Origin of the sequence: Bacteroides sp. AF39-11AC, assembly GCF_003474285.1 — a bacterium.
Taxonomy (GTDB): Bacteria; Bacteroidota; Bacteroidia; order Bacteroidales; family Bacteroidaceae; genus Bacteroides.
In genome coordinates, this window is record NZ_QROH01000001.1 from 36,036 (window position 1) to 55,837 (window position 19,802).

Below are 19,802 nucleotides of genomic sequence, written 5' to 3' on the forward strand. Positions count from 1 at the left end.
TCCCTGCTTTTCGTGAGGGAGACAATTACTTGCTTCCGGACAAGATTCCAGTATCGGTATCTCTGTTGTTGATTCTTCTACCTTGGCTGTTGCGCTTCTTTCCGAAGTCAAGGCTGAAGGATGCATTTACCATGAACAAAAGCCTTAAGTTCTTGGAATACGCTAACTGGCGGTAGGGAGCCGACTTTGATAAATTTTCTATTTCCTGTTCATATTTCTTGGTGAACGGATTCAGTACCCCGGCAGAAAGGCTCCATTTCTCCGTATTATATCCTGCCATGATGGTGTGCAGTTTTTCCTCTTTAGTCAACGTTTCGCCCCACAGAGTGTGGTTGCTGGTATTCATTTCTGCCATCAGTACCCAGTTTTTGTACATTGCCATCAGGCTGCCTCGCAGTCCTGCATTGGTGTGTGTATGCGTGTAGGTGTTGCCATAGCTGATATAGCGGTTCAGGAACGGAGTGATTTTAATGGAGATATACTCTTTGTAAGGTCGTATTTGTATAGCTGTCTCCAGATTGATCCGGTGGAAACCTTTATGATTCTCGGTAGTGCGGACAAAATACCCGTCTTCGTAGTAGGTATTTTCCATAATCGGCTTATTGTCATAGCTATATCTTCCAAATAAATCGACAGATACATACTTGCTGTGCCAACTGGCAGATAGTGTATTGGCATAGAATGTAACAGACTTTAAGTCGGGATTTCCTTTGCGTATCTGATACTTATCCATTGCTTGCGAGATGTCGTTCAGGTCGGAGAGGGAAGGAGCATAGCCCGACATGTATCCGTTGTATCTGAAAAACCACTTCCCGTTTATAGAATACGATAGGCTTAAAGAGGGCTTGACTATATACTTCTCGGAAGAATACTGCTCCTGGCTGTTATAAGTTCTCATAGCTCCAATCCCTACAGTGTAGTTCAGTGCTTTTATCTTGGATTGATATTCGGTAAATAAGTAAGTTTCGGCCGTATTCATCGTGATTCTATTTTCTATATTGCCCGAATATCTATTTTGCAAATAGGCCTGTGTATGCTTGATACCTCCGGTAAACTTACCCGTATTGAATTGTTTTTCGTAGATACCTTCTCCAATGATGGAGTACTTCTCACCTTTGGTTTCCGAATAGATATCCGTATCGTTGTTGTCATTATTAAGTGCTTTCTGCATAAAAGTCCGTTCATTCTTGCTATCCAGATAAGAAGCCACTACATCCGCATAGATTGTCTGTTTGTTTTTCAGATTTCTCTGGTAATAGATATCCAAAGAAGGGATAAGTACTTTGGAGGCGGAAAGGTCGGATATGGAGTAGGAGGTGTCTCCTTCATACAATGTACTGATTCTGTCCGACATGGAACTGGGGGTATCACTGTATTGGTTTCTGAGAGCAATGTTGAGAAGTTGCTTGTCATTATCCTGATAGCTGTAATTGAGGTTGAAGTTAAGGTTATCATACTTTACTTTAGTAGGTTCTCCTACTTCTCTATTCTCTTGATAAGCCTCCGGGAAGTGGAAACTTTCATAGTTTTCACGCGTCCACTTCAGATCTCTCTGTCCCCAATATACGGTAGTGCTGAGTTCAGACTTGTTGAAGTGGTATTTGGCTGCGAGGTTATGTTCGCCGTATCCCGTATCGGATACTCCGTTGGTGAGATCAGCAGAGATATTTCCTCCCGATTCCCTTCTCTTTACAATGTAGTTCAATACGGCACCTGCATTTCCGTAGCGTGCGCCGGGATTGTCTATATACTCGATGCGGATCACATCTGCCGGGCGGATGGAAATTATTTCAGCTTGAGTCACTTCTACACCGTTAATCCTAAGTTGTACATTGTCTCCTCCGGGAATCGTGATGCTGTTGTCTATCGGATTGATTAGGATGCGCGACAGTTGTAGATTTCTCAGTAAGGAAACTCCGTTGGAAGCGGCTTTAGTCTGCATTTCGGTCGGGAGGATAATTTGCCGGTCGGTCTTTTTGATGATGGGGCTCGCTGTGACGGTAACGCCTTCCAACATTACATTATCGGGTGACAGGGGCAGTTCTCCCAAATTCAGATTGGCTTGCAGGTTATGGATGGAGAGGCAGGAATTCTCGTATCCGACGCATGAGATGCATAAGATATAATCTCCATTATTTACCTCTTTCAGTAAGAAATAGCCGTCGTTGTCTGTGGCAGCTCCAGTGATGAATGCCGAGTCTTGAGTCATCAGGCTGACATTGGCATACTCGATGTTCTGATTGTTACTCTCATCGATGATTTTCCCTGTGATTTTGTTTGCAGCCATCAGGGAGGTGCATAGGAATAATACTCCTAAAATGATACTTAATCTTTTCATTTTTCTTATTATTTTTAGTGATTATTTCTGTTCTTTGAACATGACAAAGGTAGAGCGATAGAAACAGAAAAGTAGTTTATATGCGGCACTAAATAAACTGCAATGACTTTTGCAACTATTTGAAAATTAAAGGGTTTTGAACTATGTTTTATGAAAAAGTTTATATCTTCCCATTTCAGGTTTATATATAAAGAAAAGTGCAAAAAAAGGGAGACCGTAACTTCCGTTAATTGATAAATATCTATCTTTGCAAAGACTTAAAGCAAGAAGGAAAAACGGCATGAAAGCATTGAAACATGGTTTGATAGGTTGGGTATGCGTGTTGGCATTGGCAGCATGTGCAGAAGCCCTGCCATCGCAACGCATCCAGATAGAAAAGGCGGAGCAGATGTTACAGCAGAATGCAGAGGAGGCGATTGCTCTGCTTCGGTCGGTGAAAGATCCCGAAATATTGCCGGATTCATTGCGGGCACGGTTTGCATTGGCTATGGGGCAAGCCCACTATAATGCGCATTGGGTGATGAATGAAGACTCTTTGCTGTTATACGCTCTGGATTATTATGGAAGACCGGATGTGGGTGACACATTGCGCTTGCTGCGTACCTACAAACTGGCGGCGCATTACTTCTACGATAGCGAGAGATATAAAGAAGCCACTGAGATGATGGTTGAAGGAAATCGCATTGCAGCCCTGCGCGGCGATACGGCTGCCCGTCTTGATTTGCTGCGGTCTGTAGAGAATATAGGGGAAGGTAATGATGATTTTGAAGGTCTGATACGCCTACAGAAGCAATTGATAGCTATAGAGCCTGATTCCACCCGACAATATAATAACTACAACAGCCTGGCGATATCGTACTACTGTGCAAATCAGAATGATTCTGCGCTGCTGGCTCTCCGTAAAGCTACTGAATGCCTGTATACCTCCACAGACTCTTTGAAGGCATTGTACTATGTGATGCGCAACTATGCTGATATACTGAGCGATTCCGGAAAGAATCGGGAAGCCATCAATTTGCAGCGCCATAGTTTACAAGAATATAAAGAAACGAAACATCCTTTCGAGTCCTTATCTTATTATGCTCTTTCGCGTTATTTTCTGAATATGGGTCAGATGGATTCCGCTCGCTACTATATACAAATGGGAGATAGCGTGCGTTCACCCTACATTGACCAGGACTTGTCGTTGGCTAACTTTTATCTGGTACAGAAAACGTTGATGAATTATACGGATAGCCGCTCTTTTACAATTCGGGATGTGGCGTTCTTCTCAAACCGGCTGTATAACAACTTTATCCGTGACCAGCGGGTGATAGCCCAAAAAGGAAAGGTACAACTGTTACTGCAACAGCAGAATATGAATCTCCAATTGGAAAAGCAGAAAGAACGAACCTTTTTTGTCGGATTGGTGGCTCTCTGTATTTTGTTGTTGCTGGCTGTTGCCTGGTATTTGCAGAGAAGAAAGCATTTGCTTGTAGAGAAAGAAGAAGAATTGGAAGCCTTGCGCCGTTTGTTGAATGAGACGGAAGGCGATGAAAGCGGCAATAATGATAAGTTTGTCAAGAAGATGCTGCTTCAGCAGTTAGGTCTGATACGTATTGTGGCTACGAATCCCAGTTCCGATCATCAGGAGCTATTGGTACAGATGGGACGGATAGCCAATAAAGATGTAGCGGTAGATGATTTGCTGGTTTGGAGTGATTTATATAAGACTATTGATATGGTGCATGATGGCTTTTATACCCGTATCAGTCAGAAGTATGGAAATATCCTGAATGAAAAGGAACTGCAACTCTGCTGTTTGTTGAAGTCGGACTTTTCAACGAAAGAGATTAGTGTGGTTATTCAGCAAAGCATACGGACGGTGTATCAACGTAAGACGGTTATACGGCAGAAATTGGGTATGGAAGAAAAAGAGGATATTGCTGAATTTCTTTCTAGGAGATAGGTACGCGGACGACGTGTTCGTCCACCTAATCCGTATCGTCCGCGTACCTATTTATGCAATTCCCCGGATGCGGTCATCAAATGCCGACAGTGCCGCCTTTGCACCTTCACCCATTGCAATTACTATCTGTTTGTAGGGAACGTTCGAAACATCTCCTGCCGCATAAACTCCCGGAAGCGTGGTGCGGCAAAAAGCATCGATCTTGATTTCGCCTATCGGAGTCGTTTCCAGCATGTCACGGAAAGGAGCGCTATTGGCTGCCAGACCAATCTGTACGAAGATGCCATCCAATGGAAAATCCCGTTCTTCGCCACTTACGCGATCTTTGACGCGGATACCTGTTACCTTATCTCCGTTTCCCACTACTTTCGTAGTCTGTGAGGAAGTGAATATTTCAACATTTGGCAGACTTTGAGCTTTCTCCTGTAGCACCTGATCAGCTCTGAGACTATCCGCAAATTCAAAGACAGTCACTTTCCGGCAGATACCTGCCAAGTCGATGGCTGCTTCTATACCGGAGTTTCCGCCACCGATAACGGCTACGTCTTTTCCCTGATAGAACGGCCCGTCGCAATGCGGACAAAAAGCAACTCCTCTGCCTATGTATTCCGTTTCACCTTCCACATTCAGTTTGCGCCAGCTTGCACCGGTAGCAATAATTACACTGGGAGATATGAATACTTCACCGCCCACTACTGAAATCCTTTTTTCTTTTCCTTGAAGTTCCGCCTTCTCTATCTTACGGTCTTCAAACAAGTCGATGGGATAATGATTGATATGGCTTCTTAAATTGTCTGCCAACTGTGCACCTGTAGTCTGTGGCACGGAAATCAGATTCTCGATTCCTACGGTTTCCTTTACCTGACCACCGATCTTTTCAGCTACAATGGCTACCCGTAATCCCTTGCGGGCTGAATAAATCGCAGCTGAGGCACCTGCCGGCCCACCGCCTAATACAAGGACATCATAAGTCCGTGAGATAGGTTCTGCATTTCCCACAGGTTCGGAGCCGAACATTTCTTCCAGCTTCTGCAGAAGTTCGCCTAAAGTGCCGCGTCCTACATGAAGCAATTTACCGTTGGCATAGACGGACGGTACACCTTGTATTTTCAGTGCATCCACTTCTTTTTGGAAAAGGGCACCGTCTATCATTTCATGTGTGACCTGCCCGTTCAGCAAAGCCATTATATTCAGGGCCTGCACCACATCGGGGCAGTTGGTACATGTCAATGATACATAAGTCTGCAATGAAATGGGCCCTTTCAACGCCTGAATGCGTCGGCTGATGGCTTCATCAGGAAGATTTTTCCCCTTTCCATCTGCATTCAGTACTGCCAGAAGCAAAGATGTGAATTCATGACCGTTCGGTATTCCGCGGAATTTGACACCGGTTTCTTTCCCGTTTTTCAGCAAAGAGAATTCCAGCTTCGGTTCTTCGGTTTCAGTAACCTCACAGGAGAGTTTATCGGAACATCCTGCTACATCTTTCAGCAACTCTGTCAGCTCCTGCGCGCTTTCGTGCCGTGGATGGCAGGTGATATGAAAAGTGTACTGCGCTTCCAGGTTTTGGAAGACGCTGCGTACTTGGTTTAAAATGCTTGTTTCTAACATAACAGTATTATACTAATGTAAGATAAAAGAGGTCCCCTCTATGTGTGCAATGGATAAAGGGGACCTCGCTAATAAAAAAGGGATGTGAACTTAAATTTTACCAACCAAATCTATACTTGGTTTCAGTGTTTCGCCGCCTTTCTTCCATTTTGCGGGACATACTTCACCGTCGTGTGTTGCAACGAACTGTGCTGCTTCTACCTTGCGGAGAAGTTCGTCGGCATTACGTCCGATGTTATTGTCCTGTATTTCGGCAATCTTGATTTTGCCTTCGGGGTTCACGACAAATGTGCCGCGGTAAGCCATACCTTCTTCTTCAATCATTACGCCGAATGCACGTGTCAGCACGCCTGTAGGGTCTGCCAGCATCGGATACTTGATCTTACGGATACTTTCGGATGCATCGTGCCATGCTTTGTGCACGAAGTGAGAGTCGGTACTTACCGAGTATACCTCTACACCCATTGCCTGGAATTGCTCGTATTTTTCAGCGATGTCCACCAGTTCGGTAGGGCACACAAACGTAAAGTCTGCGGGATAGAAGAAGAAAATAGCCCACTTGCCTTTTACGTCTTCGTTAGTTACTGTTTTGAAACTTCCGTTCTGGAATGCCTGAACTTTGAATTCAGGAAGCTGAGAATTGATAATTGGTTCCATAATCTTTTTTGTTTTAAAAGGTTTAGTACTTTGTTTTTTCGATGATGCAAAAATATAGCATCTTTTGCCGATAGAACAAAAAAAACGATTGAAAAGATTTATGGGCCGATAGACGAAATCTATACAACGCACTGAGTTGCCCGCAGGGACAGCATTTCGCGGGGTACAGACGCTTGTATTTCTTTTGTGAGTACCTCCAATAAAGTGGTTCGTATGAAGTGCTCGTTGGTGATGAGAATGATCTGCCGGGTAGGAGTAGGAATGGCAAAGGGGCGCACCAACTCTTTCTGTGTATCGTTGAGCTGATCGATGGCAAGTTCGGGAATGAAGGTAACGCCTTTACCGCTTTCCACCATGCGCATGAATGTCTCCATGCTACCCAGATGATAAGCGATCTGGCTGGCTTGCGCCGCCTTCATCTGGCAGAAGCGGACTAACTGGTCGCGGAAGCAATGTCCCTCGTCAAGCATCCAAAGCTGTTCGTCGCTGAGATCGGAGGTGCGGATAATCTTATTTTCGAACAGTTTGCTTTCGCGCGCGATATAAGCATAGAATTGTTCGTAGAATAAAGGTATCTGGCGGAAGTCATCCTTTTCAGGCAGGGTGGCGATAATGCCGGCATCTATGTCTCCTTTCATAAGAGCCTGTTTGATGTCCTTCGTCTTCATCTCCGTTACGCGGATATCCAGTTTAGGATATTTCTTCATCAGTTGCGGAAAGAAGCGGGGCAACAGATAAGGAGCGATGGTGGGGAGTATACCTAACTTAAAGACACCCGACAAGGAGTGCTTCTCTTCTTCAATAATATCCTTTATATGGCCTGCCTGTTCCAATACGATACGGGCTTGCTCTATTACAAGTTGTCCGACGGGAGTAGGGCAGATGGGCTGTTGGTTGCGGTCGAATATCTTGGTGTCCAGCTCGTCTTCCAGTTTCTGTATCATGGCACTCAGGGTGGGTTGAGTTACACGGCAATGTTCCGCAGCTTTGGCGAAATGGCGGAACTGATTAACGGCAAGAATGTATTCCAGTTGTTGTAAAGTCATGATGAATAAGGGGTTTGAACGGGTTATATAGATTCTGTCTATGCAAAGATAGAAATTATCTGTTTGACAAGCATGGGTTTCCGCCTTATCTTTGTCTCAGAAAAAAGAAAAACAGTATAAATTATTAAAACCATAAAATTATGAAGACTTTAAATTACATCAAGTTAAATGAATCGGGAGTAGCTAACGTAGTATCTGCATTGCATCAACTTTTGGCAGATTTCCAGGTATATTACACGAATCTGCGCGGTTTCCACTGGAACATCAAGGGACATGGTTTCTTCGTATTGCACGAGAAGTTTGAAAGTATGTATGACGACGCAGCCGAGAAGGTGGACGAAATTGCAGAACGTATTCTGATGTTGGGTGGTGTACCCGAAAACAAGTTCAGCGAATACCTGAAAGTTGCAAAGGTCAAAGAAGTATCTGACGTGGCTTGCGGCAGCGATGCGGTCAGCAATATTCTTGAAACTTACGGATACCTCATTGGTGAGGAAAGAAAGATCATTGAACTGGCTAATGAAGCAGGCGACGACGTTACTGCCGACCTGATGACAGGCTATCTGAAAGAACAGGAAAAGATGGTTTGGATGCTGGTTGCTTTCAGCACAAAAGGATGCACAAACAAATAATATATAGGTTTAGGTGATAAATGATGGAAAGGTGATAGAGTGGTGGAAAAACTGCTTTATCACCTTATCTTATATGTATAAGTTCCGATGGATTGTATCTATTTGTGTAGGATTAATGATTCTTTTCGTGAATTAATCTATGCTTAACCCATAGTTAAGCGATTACTTAACCTTCCTCTACTTACTTTAGCAGTGAAATTTTGATTATGGGTGTTCCAGACAGACACTTGAATACTTAAATAAAATCTTTTTACTGCTTATGAAAAAGTTGATTAACTTCTTTATTCTTTGTTTTTTGCTCGTATCGTGTGGGCAAAAGACGCAACCCCAGTTGTCATTGACATCTTTTGTAAATCCCTTGATGGGAACATCTTCTACATTCGCATTCTCGCATGGTAATACATATCCGGCAGTAGCCGTACCTTGGGGAATGAATTTTTGGAGTCCTCAAACTGGGGAAAATGGTAGCGGCTGGATGTATACGTACACTGACAGCCTGATAAGAGGGTTCCGCCAAACACACCAACCCAGTCCGTGGATTAACGATTATGGTACGTTTTCCATCATGCCTCTATTGGGTGATGTTGTTATGGATAATAAGAGTCGTGGGGTGAACTTCCGTCATGAAAATGAGAAAGCAGCTCCGGATTGCTATCAGGTGAAATTTGATAACGGCGTTACTACGGCCTTCTCAGCAACTTCCCGTGCTGCTGTATTCGAGGTTACTTATCCTTCTGAAGAAGGACAATACATTGTGATTGATGCGTACCAGCATGGAGGAAATGTGGCTTTGGATGCAGGACAGAATTGTATTTATGGAACTACCCGTTACAATAATGGTGGAGTTCCCGATAATTTCGGTAATCACTTCATTGTGGAATTTGATAAACCTATCGTAGAATCAGGAACGGATGAGAATGCTTGTGCTTATGCTGGATTTCGTTTGAAGGTAGGGGAAAAGTTGACTATTCGTGTAGCTTCTTCTTTCATTAGCCATGAACAAGCACGTTTGAATTTGGATCGTGAGGTCGGGGGGCGTTCTTTGGCGGAAGTCTCAGCAGATGCAAAGAAAGTATGGGATGAACAAATGGGGCGTATCAAAGTAGAAGGAGGTACAGATGAACAGAAGAAAACATTTTATTCCTGTTTGTATCGCACACTCTTGTTTCCACGTGAGTTCTATGAGTTTGATAGAGATGATAAGCCTGTTTATTACAGTCCTTATGACGGACAAGTACATGATGGATATATGTACACTGACAATGGTTTTTGGGATACTTTCCGTGCTGTACATCCGTTGTTTACGTTAGTTTATCCTGAAGTAAGCGAACGAATTATGCAATCGATTGTGAATGCATACAACGAAAGCGGTTTCATGCCTGAGTGGGCAAGTCCCGGTCATCGTGGTTGCATGATAGGAAACAATTCGATCTCTTTGCTTACTGATGCATGGATGAAAGGTATAAGGACATTCGATAAGGATAAAGCACTGGAAGCCATGCTGCATCAGACGCAGGCATGTAGTGAAGAAATCTCCTCTGTGGGGCGTGATGGTTATGCTGAGTATGATCGCTTGGGTTACATTCCTTATCCCGAAGTGCACGAGGCGACTGCTAAAACTCTGGAATATGCTTATGCTGACTGGTGTTTGGCACGTTTTGCAGAAGAGACGGGAAATCAGGAAATTGCCGTAGCCTATTATAAAAAGGCTCAGAACTATCGTAATCTTTTCTATCCGGAGAAAGGTTTCATCTGGGCAAAAGATGCTAATGGCAAGTGGCGCGATAATTTTGATGCAACCGAATGGGGAGGTCCTTTCACAGAAGGCTGTTCCTGGCACTGGACCTGGAGTGTATTTCATGATCCGGAAGGTTTGTCATCCCTGTTAGGTGGTCATGAACTGATGGCAGCCCGTCTTGACTCTATGTTTACTGCTCCCAATACTTTCAATTACGGTACGTATGGTTTCGTGATTCATGAGATAGCCGAAATGGTTGCTTTGAATATGGGACAATATGCCCATGGTAATCAACCTGTACAACATGCCATTTATTTATATAATTATGTTGGTCAACCCTGGAAAACTCAGTATCATACTCGCAATGTCATGAATAAACTCTATAATTCGGGACCGGAAGGTTACTGCGGTGACGAAGATAACGGACAAACTTCGGCTTGGTATGTGTTTACAGCACTCGGTTTTTATCCGGTGTGTCCCGGTACATCGGAATATGTCTTGGGTAGTCCGCTATTTCCGAAGGCTACTCTTACATTGCCTGGAGAGAAAATATTTACAATCTATGCTGAAGGTGTATCAGATGCTAATTGTTATATTCGTTCGGCTGAATTAAATGCTAAAGGGTTTACTCGTAATTATCTAAAACATGAAGAGTTGGTAGGCGGTGGAGAATTCCGTCTGGTTATGGATAGTGTTCCTAATATAGAAAGAGGAATACATCTGGAAGATTTTCCGTATTCTTACAGTAAATGATGCTCTGAAATGGCAATCTTGTCAAGAGCAGATTTCTATATTATTAACTGTTGATGAAAGAATCTCATAGTTATTAGTGTAAATAATACTCTTTTGAAACAGACCATCTGTTTGCCCTGAACGCACCCTGTATTTCATGCAGACAGATGGTCTGTTTGCCTCAGATAGATGGTGTAAATGCCACACCTTAGTTCCCTGAATGCCACACTTGGCTAACCCAAATGCCACATATTCCTACTGTTGAGGTATGGCATTTTAATAGTTGAGGTATGGCATTCGGGGAACTAAAGTGTGGCATTTGAAATACCATGGAATGGATAGGTACAAAAAGAGGAGAAGCTATGCCCCTCCTCTTATGCTAATCTAAATTTGAATCAGAATTAAGATTACGAATACAAATATACTACATTGAAAAAGTGAAGTCAAGTATTTCTGCTTTTTTTATATTGAGTATATTGATTTCTTCTTTAAGAATCTGATTTATTTAACTTCTTCAATGCGGAAAGCGTATGTATATACGCTATCTTTTTTAATCTCATACTTCGGACGTGGACTTGGTCCGCAACTGGCATTGCCCAGTCCGCGTTGTACACAATCCAGATTTAATACAACTTCGGAACGACGGATATTTCCAAGATCATGAGCATATTTCACTTGCCATAATTCGCGGTCGGTGTAATGCTGGGCAGAGAAGTCAATAGTACCCTCCGGAGTGATCTTAATACCTTTCCCATGGTTGTTGGTCAATGTCAACCAGCGTGAATCGCATCGTTCTCCCATGCTCTGTGTACGTGTATAGTATTCGCGCATATCTTCTACGGTGGTAGAATATAATCCTACGTAGGCTGCATTCTTGCGGTCTTGGTAGTTCTCAATAGGACCACGCCCAAACCAAGTGATCTTATCCAAAGCAGGGTTAAGACTGGTTTGTAAAGCAAGGCGGGGCAGATTAAAGTCGGTTCCGGTTTTAAAACTGGCCTTTATATCAATGGCACCATTTCCATGGATAGTGTAGGTTATGGTATGGGGGACATTAACTTTTCCTATGATAGCCTCCAATTCTGCAATTACAGTTACAGACTTCTTATCTTCGGCCTGTTTCCATGTGAAATCCTGAAGTTTGATTTGTGTGTTGGTCCAATTGCGGGGATCGTTGTTGATGGAACGATACCAGCTAAATTCGGGACCTTGCTGCCGATGCAATACTTCTTGTGCACCATAGCGCAAGCCGATCATTTGTCCGGTAGCCATATCAAATGAAACTCCGCAAGCATTGTTTTCGAAGCGTACGTAGCGACGCTCTTCTTCGTAAGCCTTTAGTATTTCGTTACCCGGAGTATCGGCTGTAATTTCAGAAGGCTTATTTATCTTTTCGTTGAGAGCAAACTGTTCGGTTGCTACTATATGGCCTGCAGGGGCCCACACACAGTCATGCTTCAGCTTCACTTCAAAATTTACAAAGTACTCTGCATTTGGATCAGTTAGGTAGCGCTCCATTGGAACATGAATGGTACGGCGCTCATTCGGTTTTCCATCAGGTAATCCGAACTCTTCTTCTTTAATTACCTTGCCGTCTTTTTCAAGGGTATAGTGCAGATTGAAGTGCGTCATGTTATGAACTGTATAACGGTTATGCAGTTCTACGCTGTTTTTATCATTCATCTTGAATGAGATGTATTGATACACTTTCTTTACTTCCAGAAGCTTGGGAGTAATGCGACGGTCTGCTGTGACGAGGCCATTGCAGCAAAAATCATTGTCATTGGGGCTATCTCCGAAACTACCTCCAAAGTAAAGATGATCTTTAGCTTCACCAGGCTTGTTAAGTGCCTGATCTACCCAGTCCCAAATACAACCACCGATCATGCGGTCAGAATGATATTCAATATAGTCCCAGTATTCTTCCAGATTCCCTACAGCATTTCCCATGGCATGGGCATATTCGCACAAGAAGTACGGTTTGTTTCGTGGCTCCTTGTCCTGTGCTATCATACTTTCAATAGAAGGATACATGCGCGAGTCTATGTCTGCTAGGTCGTTCATGCCCTCATAGTGGATAGGACGGTCGTCAATCGCTCTGGCTGCTTTGTATTCGGCTACTGCATTGCAACCTCCACCGGACTCATTTCCTAATGACCAGAAGATTACAGAAGGATGATTCTTGTCACGTTCCACCATACGTACCATGCGATCGACGAATGCTGCTTCCCATGTAGGATTATCGGTTAATGACATATTGCCATGGCATTCTTGGTCGGCTTCGTCCATAACGTATAGTCCGTAGTAATCAAATAGCCCGTACATTTTGGGATCATTAGGATAATGACTTGTACGGATGGTATTTAAGTTATGACGTTTGAATAAAAGAATGTCTTCGATCATACTTTCTACAGGGACTGCCTTTCCGTATTGCGGATGAATGTCGTGGCGGTTGGCTCCTTTAAATAGGGTCAGCATGCCATTAATATATACCTTGTTGTTACGGATTTCTATACGGCGGAAACCATATTGCTGTGTAGTAGCTTCAGTTACTTTTCCTTGTTCATCCAGCAATTCCACATTGACGGTATACAGATAAGGGGTCTCTGCATTCCATAGTTTGGGGTCACGAATGCTTCCTTTACTGTTTATGATAACTTCTTTTCCTGCAGCCAAGGTACCGGTTTCCGTGGTGAATTGTTTGAGATTTCTTCCCGTTTCATCGAGTAAGGAGATACGTACGGATGCATTTCTGATAGTTTTCCCATGGTTCTTGATCTTGCTTTTCACATGTAGCTCAGCTTTATCGTAGCGGGTGCTGAGAACCGAGGTCAGATGCAGGTCACGCAATTGTACTTTGGGACTGGCTACAAGATAGACATCACGATGGATCCCACTCAGGCGAAACATATCCTGATCTTCCAGATAGCTACCGTCCGACCAACGATATACTTCTACTGCTACTTGATTTTTACCCGGATGTACATAACGAGTGATATTGAAGCGTGCGTCATTGTTGGCTCCCTGGCTATATCCTACTTTTTTCCCGTTAATCCACAGATACATGGCACTATATACGCCATCGAAATGAATGAATACTTCCTTGTCTGACCAGTCAGCAGGTAAGGTGAATTCATGGCGATAAGATCCGACAGCGTTAGGCTCTTTCTCTACCGTGTAGCCGCGTTGCCCCTGTATGAAAGGAGGGTTGTTGCGGAATGGATAAGTGATATTGGTATAAATGGGTGTCCCGTAGCCGTGCATTTCCCAATTGGAGGGGACAGGAATTTCAGCCCATGTTGAAACATCATAGTCTGTCTTATAGAAATCTTTCGGGCGATCTTCAGGTTGCTTCACCCAGTTGAATTTCCAATTACCGTTCAGTAACATATAACGGCTGGAACGGGTACGTTTCCAAGGGCGACGGTAAGCAGGATCTGCTTGCATTTCTTCCATATTGGCAAAAGGGATGAATGTAGCATGTCCGTCTTCTTTATTAATGGCAAAAATGTTTTGGTTCTCCCAGTCATTATCACTATGGGTTTTCAATGGATCGATCTTAACTTTCACGTTTGATTTGACCAGAATCCATTGCTGATTGGCTTGATGGACGTCGGGCTTCAATTGGAAAACAGGTTCGCCTACCGGACTGGCATCTGAGAACCCCAGATTATATCCACTTGCTACACTGGTGAAGATATAGCTTCCATTGGCCTGCCGATTTGCTTTCCATCGCTGGTTTGAATTACTTAGATCGCTACTCCATTGCAAGATGCTTCGTTCTACAGCTCCATCTCCACCGTTATCAATGGCCTGCTGAGAAAGAGGACTGACTATGCAATAAATATCATTTTCTATGGGGATGAATTGCCATATTTGCGATCCCTTACCGGGGACACGCTTAGAGATGAATATTTTGGAACCGGCATCCACGCTTTCCTGATTATCCATGGCAAGACCATTCAACGTATGTATCTCATATGTTTGCTCTGTATCTATGGTCTGTGCTGTGGCGCAAAGGTTACAGAAGGCAAGCATACCGGACAGTATTATGTTCTTTATGTTATACATGATTGTTTCTTTATTTGAGTATTTCAGCTTGTTTATACACTCCGAAACTGTGGATAGCGGGGCAAGCACGTCCGTCTTCAATGCGAAGGCGTACGTATTTGGCTGTTATCGGAGCAAACCGTACAATCCATTTGTATCCGATGCATTGTTTGCCTGTAGCTTCTGGAATAGATGTCCAGTCTTTACCATTGTTGGAGTACTCCACGCTCCAGCGGGAGGTGCGATGCCCCAGTTCTATTACTTCCTCTGCCATGAGACAGTCGAAAGTCGTGGAACGAGGCAGGGTGAAAGTAATATCACTCTTCACGTTCCCATCGCGTCCAGCATAGTAAGTTTGCTTATCATTATCTATCAGATATCTGGCATCGAACTTACCGCCACGATTATTAGTAGCACTGACACGGCTGCCTGCTAACAGGTTTTTATCAAAAGTCTCATGGATACCTTGGTTCAGTAAGGCAATATGCAATGAATCTTTTGAATGGAGTAATCCTCTGCGGTCGGGTGGGAGGTTAAGTAACAGTACGCTGTTATGTCCCACTGAGGTACAATAGATATCCCACAACTCTTTTACAGTCTTTACCCGGTTATCTTCTTCCTCATGATAGAACCAGCTGGGACGGATGGATACGTCCGTTTCCGCAGGTACATAAGCATTTCCATTGTATATACCTTCATTCAGTGCTTGGTAGTAGGCTGCCTCGTCACGAATGGCAATAGAGTCTGTAGTTGCCCAGCAAGGATCGCCTGCTTTTCCGGCTTCATTACCCATCCAGCGTACATCAGCGAAAGGATATGAATTCTTTGTGCCGAAGATTACACAGTCAGGTTGTTTCTCGCGTACTATTTTATACCAATGGGTATAGAGAGGAGTAGTAAGCTCATCAGCTCCTGCACCGTCCCACCAGGTCTCCCATATTTTGCCGTAATCACTCATTAATTCTTCCAGCTGTGCCGCATAATAGTACTTGTATTTCTCCGTTGTATAATCCGGTCGTAGGTGTTCGTGACGGTCATGCGGGCCGAGGTAAATACCTGCCTTGATGCCGTATTCTTCACAGGCATCTACAAATTCGCGTACGACGTCACCTTTCCCACCTTTCCAAGTGGAATTCTTTACGCAGTAGTCTGTATATTTGCTTGGCCAAAGACAAAAACCATCGGCGTGTTTAGCAGTGAGGATAGCTGCTGGGATGCCGGCTGACTTCAGGGTTTGCATCCATTGCTCGCAATCTAACGCAGTGGGGTTGAATATAGCTGTGGAGGCTTTTCCGTCTCCTTCGTTGACAAAGTCTTCGAAAGTGTTGATACCGAAATGGAAGAAAGCAATCATTTCACGATTGTACCATTCTATCTGGCGGGCACTGGGAGTCAAACCACAAGGTTCGGGCGCTTTTTGCGCTGTAACCGATACGGTGGCTGCCGCGGTAAATCCGGCAGCGAGAAATAGTTTTTTTAATTTCATGGTCGTTTAATTAATAAATATAAGAAATAGATATGTGTGTTTTAGAACCGTAGGCAAAATTAAAAAAAGGAAGTTAGTAATTGGATTAAATGAGGGTTAGTGCGAATATTAATAGCAAAGTTTCTTTGTTAATCGCAAATTAAAGCTTCTTTTCTCAAGACGTGATGCTATCTTTTGTAAAGTTAGTATTTACGATCTTAATTTATATCGGATGAATGGCGGTTAATAAAAAAATGATAGGGTTAACGCTGCTATTAATCATTGTTTAATCATCTCCTTAAGATAAGCTTAATAGATTTGCTGATGTTTTGGAACCTTAGCAGGAATCTGTATCCTGCACATATTTTTAATAATACTAAAATTAAAAACACATTTATGAAAAGACTTGGAGTTGTAGAAAAAGCCGTCAGGGCTTCCGGACTTATAGTCCTTCTCGCCGGTATGAGCTTTCAGCCATGCCTTGCTTCACAAAGTGTTGCTATGTCAGTTGATAAGGTCAACGCTACGCAGCAGAATATCCTTATTAAGGGAAAGATCATAGATAAAAGTGGTGAAAGTCTCCCCGGAGCTACTGTACGGATTACTGGAAAAAATCAGGGAGCGATAACTGATTTCGATGGTAATTTTACGATTGAAGCGACAAAAGGTGATAAACTGGAAATCTCATTTATCGGATATATCAGTAAGATAATTGTTGTAGGTAGCCAGAATAATTTGGTGATTACTCTGGACGAGGACAGTAAAACTTTGGATGAAGTAGTAGTGGTGGGGTATGGTACACAGAAAAAAGTGAATCTGACAGGTGCGGTAGCCAGTGTCTCATCCGATGTATTGGAGAGTCGTCCTATTACGAATTTAAGCCAAGGATTGCAAGGTATGATTGGTAATCTGAATATCTCGGCAGACAATGGTTCCCCCGGCAAAGGATATGGGTTCAATGTACGTGGTACTACTTCTATAAACTCTGCCGGGCCGTTAGTGCTGGTCGATGGTGTTCAGATGGACCCTAATTTGATTAATCCTGCTGATGTGGAAAGCGTATCTGTACTGAAAGATGCGGCTTCTGCCTCTATCTATGGAACACAGGCTGCTTATGGTGTAGTATTGATTACAACGAAAAAAGGAAAAGACCAAAGTGCAAAAGTCTCCTTCTCCAGTAACTGGTCATTAAACAGTCCGACAAGAATTCCTGAATATATGGATTCGTGGACTTTTGCTAACTTCCATAATCTGACTAACCGTAATTCGGGAGGTGGCGATTATTATGATCAGAACTATATGGATCATATTTATGCTTACTATACTGATCCGAAACATAACCTGCCGGTGTTTATTGATCCCTCAAACCCCGATAAGTATTTGTATTGTGGTAATACGGACTGGATTGAAGAAACTCGTAAGACTACAACCTTGATGCAACAATATACGTTGTCTATTAATGGAGGTACGGGGAAGACCAATTATTATGGTTCGGTAGGCTTCATGGATCAGGAAGGACAATTGAAACATTATGATGATGAATATCGCCGTTTCAATGTAGCTCTGAATGTGAATTCGGAAATAAGGAAATGGTTACAAATAGGTATGAAAATCAACTATAACAATACGATGCATGATACTCCTTATGGGCATAACAGTAATGATATGGAGGCTGCTTTTTATGGTGCCGATCTTCGTCCCTTCATGCCTGTGTACCACCCGGATGGAAATTACTCCGGACAAGGTAGCTGGACAAATATGGTAGCTACTCAAGCTCTTTCCGGTAGTCGTGTTCATAAAGAAAATGACTTGTGGCTTACTGGAAGTATGAAAATTAATCCTCTGAAAGGATGGAATATTAATCTGGATTATACTTTCAATATGTATATGTTGAATAAGAAGTATCATGGAAAGGAAATTATAGAACATTATGCCAATCCTGATGTAACTACCATCTTCCCACATATAACTCCCAGTACTGTAAAGTATACTTCGGATGATAATTATTATCAGGTCTTTAATTTCTATAGTGATTATGACCGTAGTTTCGGTAAACACAATCTGAAGTTACTGGCAGGTTATAATTACGAACGTAAAGATTATCGTTGGTTTGATGCTGAACGTCAGAATCTGATTAGTCAGGATATAGCCTCTCTGGGTATGGCATATGGTGAAAAGTATAACGGTAGCGGTGAGCATGCATGGGCAACTATGGGATATTTTGCACGTATCAATTACAATTATGATGAGCGCTACCTGTTAGAGTTGAATGGACGCTATGACGGCTCTTCTAAATTTCCGAAAGATAATCGGTTTGCTTTCTTCCCATCTTTCTCATTAGCATGGCGTATATCTAATGAAGCTTTTTTTGAAGGAGCTAAGAAATATGTGGATGAATTGAAACTTCGTGCCTCTTACGGCTCTTTAGGTAATCAGTCGGTAGGCGGTGACTATCCTTACATCTCAACGATGGGAGCCAACGGTGAAATGGGATATTTGGTGGATGGCAAAAAAATAGCCAGTGTAACTCCCGGTGGTATTGTGAGTCCTATTCTAACTTGGGAAACTGTCCGTCAAATGGACTTTGGCTTAGATTGGGTTGCATTGAATAATCGTTTATATGGAACTTTCGATTGGTATCAGCGTATGACGTATGACATGGTGACGAATGGCGTTCCATTACCTGCTGTATTAGGTACAGGTGCCCCACAAGCTAATACAGCTGATCTGAAGACTACTGGTTGGGAATTAAATATTGGTTGGAGAGATCGTCTTGAAAGTGGTTTTTCCTATGATGTGAGTCTGGTATTATCTGATTATAAAGCCAAAATCACCAAGTTTAATAATCCTGAAAAACTGTTATTCAGTGGTGATGATGCGCAGAATTATGTTGGTAAAAGATGGGGGGAAATCTGGGGATTTGTGACTGAAGGTTTGTTCCAAAGTAAGGAAGAAGTAGCTGCTCATGCTGACCAATCTGAAATTTACGGCGGTGAATGGTATCCAGGAGATGTGAAGTATAAAGATTTGGATGGTGATAATAAAATATCATACGGTAAGAATACAGCTGACGATCCGGGCGATCGTAAGGTAATTGGAAATAGTGAACCTCGTTATTGTTATGGTATCCGGGCAGATGCACAGTGGAAAGGTTTTGACCTAAGTATATTCTTCCAGGGAGTCGGAAAGAAAGATGTAGTATTGGGAGGTAATCAGTTCTGGGGTTTTGGTAATGAATGGCATGTTCCATTTCCACATACCTTGGATAGTTGGACAGAAGATAACCGTGATGCTTACTTCCCCCGTTCTACTTATGACAATGTTACAGGAAACCGTGTGACTCAAACCCGGTATTTGCAAGATGCTTCCTATCTTCGTCTGAAGAATTTGACTTTAGGTTATACATTGCCGAAATCACTGTTGGGAAAATGGAAAATAGATAATATACGTGTGTACATAAGCGGACAGAATTTATTAACATTTGATCATCTTTTTGACATTTATGATCCGGAAACCGTCAGCGTCAGTACGTATCCGTTACAAAAATCTATTTCATTCGGTTTAAATATAACACTTTAAATATCA

At 42.9% G+C, this 19,802-nt stretch carries 10 protein-coding genes; 4 read left to right on the forward strand and 6 right to left on the reverse strand.

The window, feature by feature from the left end; all coding sequences use genetic code 11:
• Positions 1-25: 25 nt before the first annotated feature.
• Positions 26-2,338: a TonB-dependent receptor gene (locus DW036_RS00115; RefSeq protein ID WP_118460339.1), complete on the reverse strand. Its 2,313-nt coding sequence runs from the start codon at positions 2,336-2,338 to the stop codon at positions 26-28.
• Positions 2,339-2,618: 280 nt separating this feature from the next.
• On the opposite strand from DW036_RS00115, the gene DW036_RS00120 reads away from it, so the two are divergent.
• Complete coding sequence (locus tag DW036_RS00120; RefSeq protein WP_118460341.1) at positions 2,619-4,286, forward strand: tetratricopeptide repeat protein; 1,668 nt, start codon at positions 2,619-2,621, stop codon at positions 4,284-4,286.
• 51 nt (positions 4,287-4,337) lie between these two features.
• Here the strand turns inward: DW036_RS00120 and ahpF are convergent, their stop codons facing one another.
• From ahpF to DW036_RS00135, 3 genes are all read right to left on the reverse strand, one after another.
• On the reverse strand, positions 4,338-5,897 hold the full coding sequence (gene ahpF / locus DW036_RS00125) for an alkyl hydroperoxide reductase subunit F (RefSeq protein ID WP_118460343.1): 1,560 nt from the start codon (positions 5,895-5,897) through the stop codon (positions 4,338-4,340).
• 90 nt (positions 5,898-5,987) lie between these two features.
• Positions 5,988-6,554 (reverse strand): alkyl hydroperoxide reductase subunit C, encoded by a 567-nt coding sequence (ahpC, locus tag DW036_RS00130; protein ID WP_007211096.1) that lies wholly within the window; start codon positions 6,552-6,554, stop codon positions 5,988-5,990.
• 119 nt (positions 6,555-6,673) lie between these two features.
• Positions 6,674-7,600 (reverse strand): hydrogen peroxide-inducible genes activator, encoded by a 927-nt coding sequence (locus DW036_RS00135; protein WP_118460345.1) that lies wholly within the window; start codon positions 7,598-7,600, stop codon positions 6,674-6,676.
• Between the two features lie 140 nt (positions 7,601-7,740).
• On the opposite strand from DW036_RS00135, the gene DW036_RS00140 reads away from it, so the two are divergent.
• Positions 7,741-8,232, forward strand: coding sequence for a Dps family protein (locus DW036_RS00140; protein ID WP_118460347.1), 492 nt, complete (start codon positions 7,741-7,743; stop codon positions 8,230-8,232).
• A 259-nt stretch (positions 8,233-8,491) separates the two neighbouring features.
• The gene (locus DW036_RS00145; protein ID WP_187374533.1) at positions 8,492-10,723 is read left to right on the forward strand and encodes a GH92 family glycosyl hydrolase; all 2,232 of its coding nucleotides are present in this window, start codon (positions 8,492-8,494) and stop codon (positions 10,721-10,723) included.
• Positions 10,724-11,203: 480 nt separating this feature from the next.
• On the opposite strand, the gene DW036_RS00150 is transcribed toward DW036_RS00145, so the two are convergent.
• Positions 11,204-14,773 (reverse strand): glycoside hydrolase family 2 TIM barrel-domain containing protein, encoded by a 3,570-nt coding sequence (locus tag DW036_RS00150; protein WP_118460351.1) that lies wholly within the window; start codon positions 14,771-14,773, stop codon positions 11,204-11,206.
• A 10-nt stretch (positions 14,774-14,783) separates the two neighbouring features.
• Positions 14,784-16,238 (reverse strand): alpha-L-fucosidase, encoded by a 1,455-nt coding sequence (locus DW036_RS00155; RefSeq protein WP_118460353.1) that lies wholly within the window; start codon positions 16,236-16,238, stop codon positions 14,784-14,786.
• Positions 16,239-16,613: 375 nt separating this feature from the next.
• Between DW036_RS00155 and DW036_RS00160 the strand changes: the two genes are divergently transcribed.
• A complete protein-coding gene (locus DW036_RS00160) occupies positions 16,614-19,796 on the forward strand; it encodes a TonB-dependent receptor (RefSeq protein ID WP_118460355.1) in 3,183 nt (1,060 codons plus the stop codon).
• Positions 19,797-19,802 lie beyond the last annotated feature (6 nt).

Bases quoted from the DNA above. Each gene is read 5' to 3' on its own strand.
- DW036_RS00115 (WP_118460339.1), bottom strand. From the start codon at position 2,338: ATGAAAAGATTAAGTATCATTTTAGGAGTATTATTCCTATGCACCTCC.
- DW036_RS00145 (WP_187374533.1), top strand. From the start codon at position 8,492: ATGAAAAAGTTGATTAACTTCTTTATTCTTTGTTTTTTGCTCGTATCG.
- DW036_RS00140 (WP_118460347.1), top strand. From the start codon at position 7,741: ATGAAGACTTTAAATTACATCAAGTTAAATGAATCGGGAGTAGCTAAC.
- DW036_RS00155 (WP_118460353.1), bottom strand. From the start codon at position 16,238: ATGAAATTAAAAAAACTATTTCTCGCTGCCGGATTTACCGCGGCAGCC.
- DW036_RS00150 (WP_118460351.1), bottom strand. From the start codon at position 14,773: ATGTATAACATAAAGAACATAATACTGTCCGGTATGCTTGCCTTCTGT.
- DW036_RS00120 (WP_118460341.1), top strand. From the start codon at position 2,619: ATGAAAGCATTGAAACATGGTTTGATAGGTTGGGTATGCGTGTTGGCA.
- DW036_RS00135 (WP_118460345.1), bottom strand. From the start codon at position 7,600: ATGACTTTACAACAACTGGAATACATTCTTGCCGTTAATCAGTTCCGC.
- DW036_RS00160 (WP_118460355.1), top strand. From the start codon at position 16,614: ATGAAAAGACTTGGAGTTGTAGAAAAAGCCGTCAGGGCTTCCGGACTT.
- ahpC (WP_007211096.1), bottom strand. From the start codon at position 6,554: ATGGAACCAATTATCAATTCTCAGCTTCCTGAATTCAAAGTTCAGGCA.
- ahpF (WP_118460343.1), bottom strand. From the start codon at position 5,897: ATGTTAGAAACAAGCATTTTAAACCAAGTACGCAGCGTCTTCCAAAAC.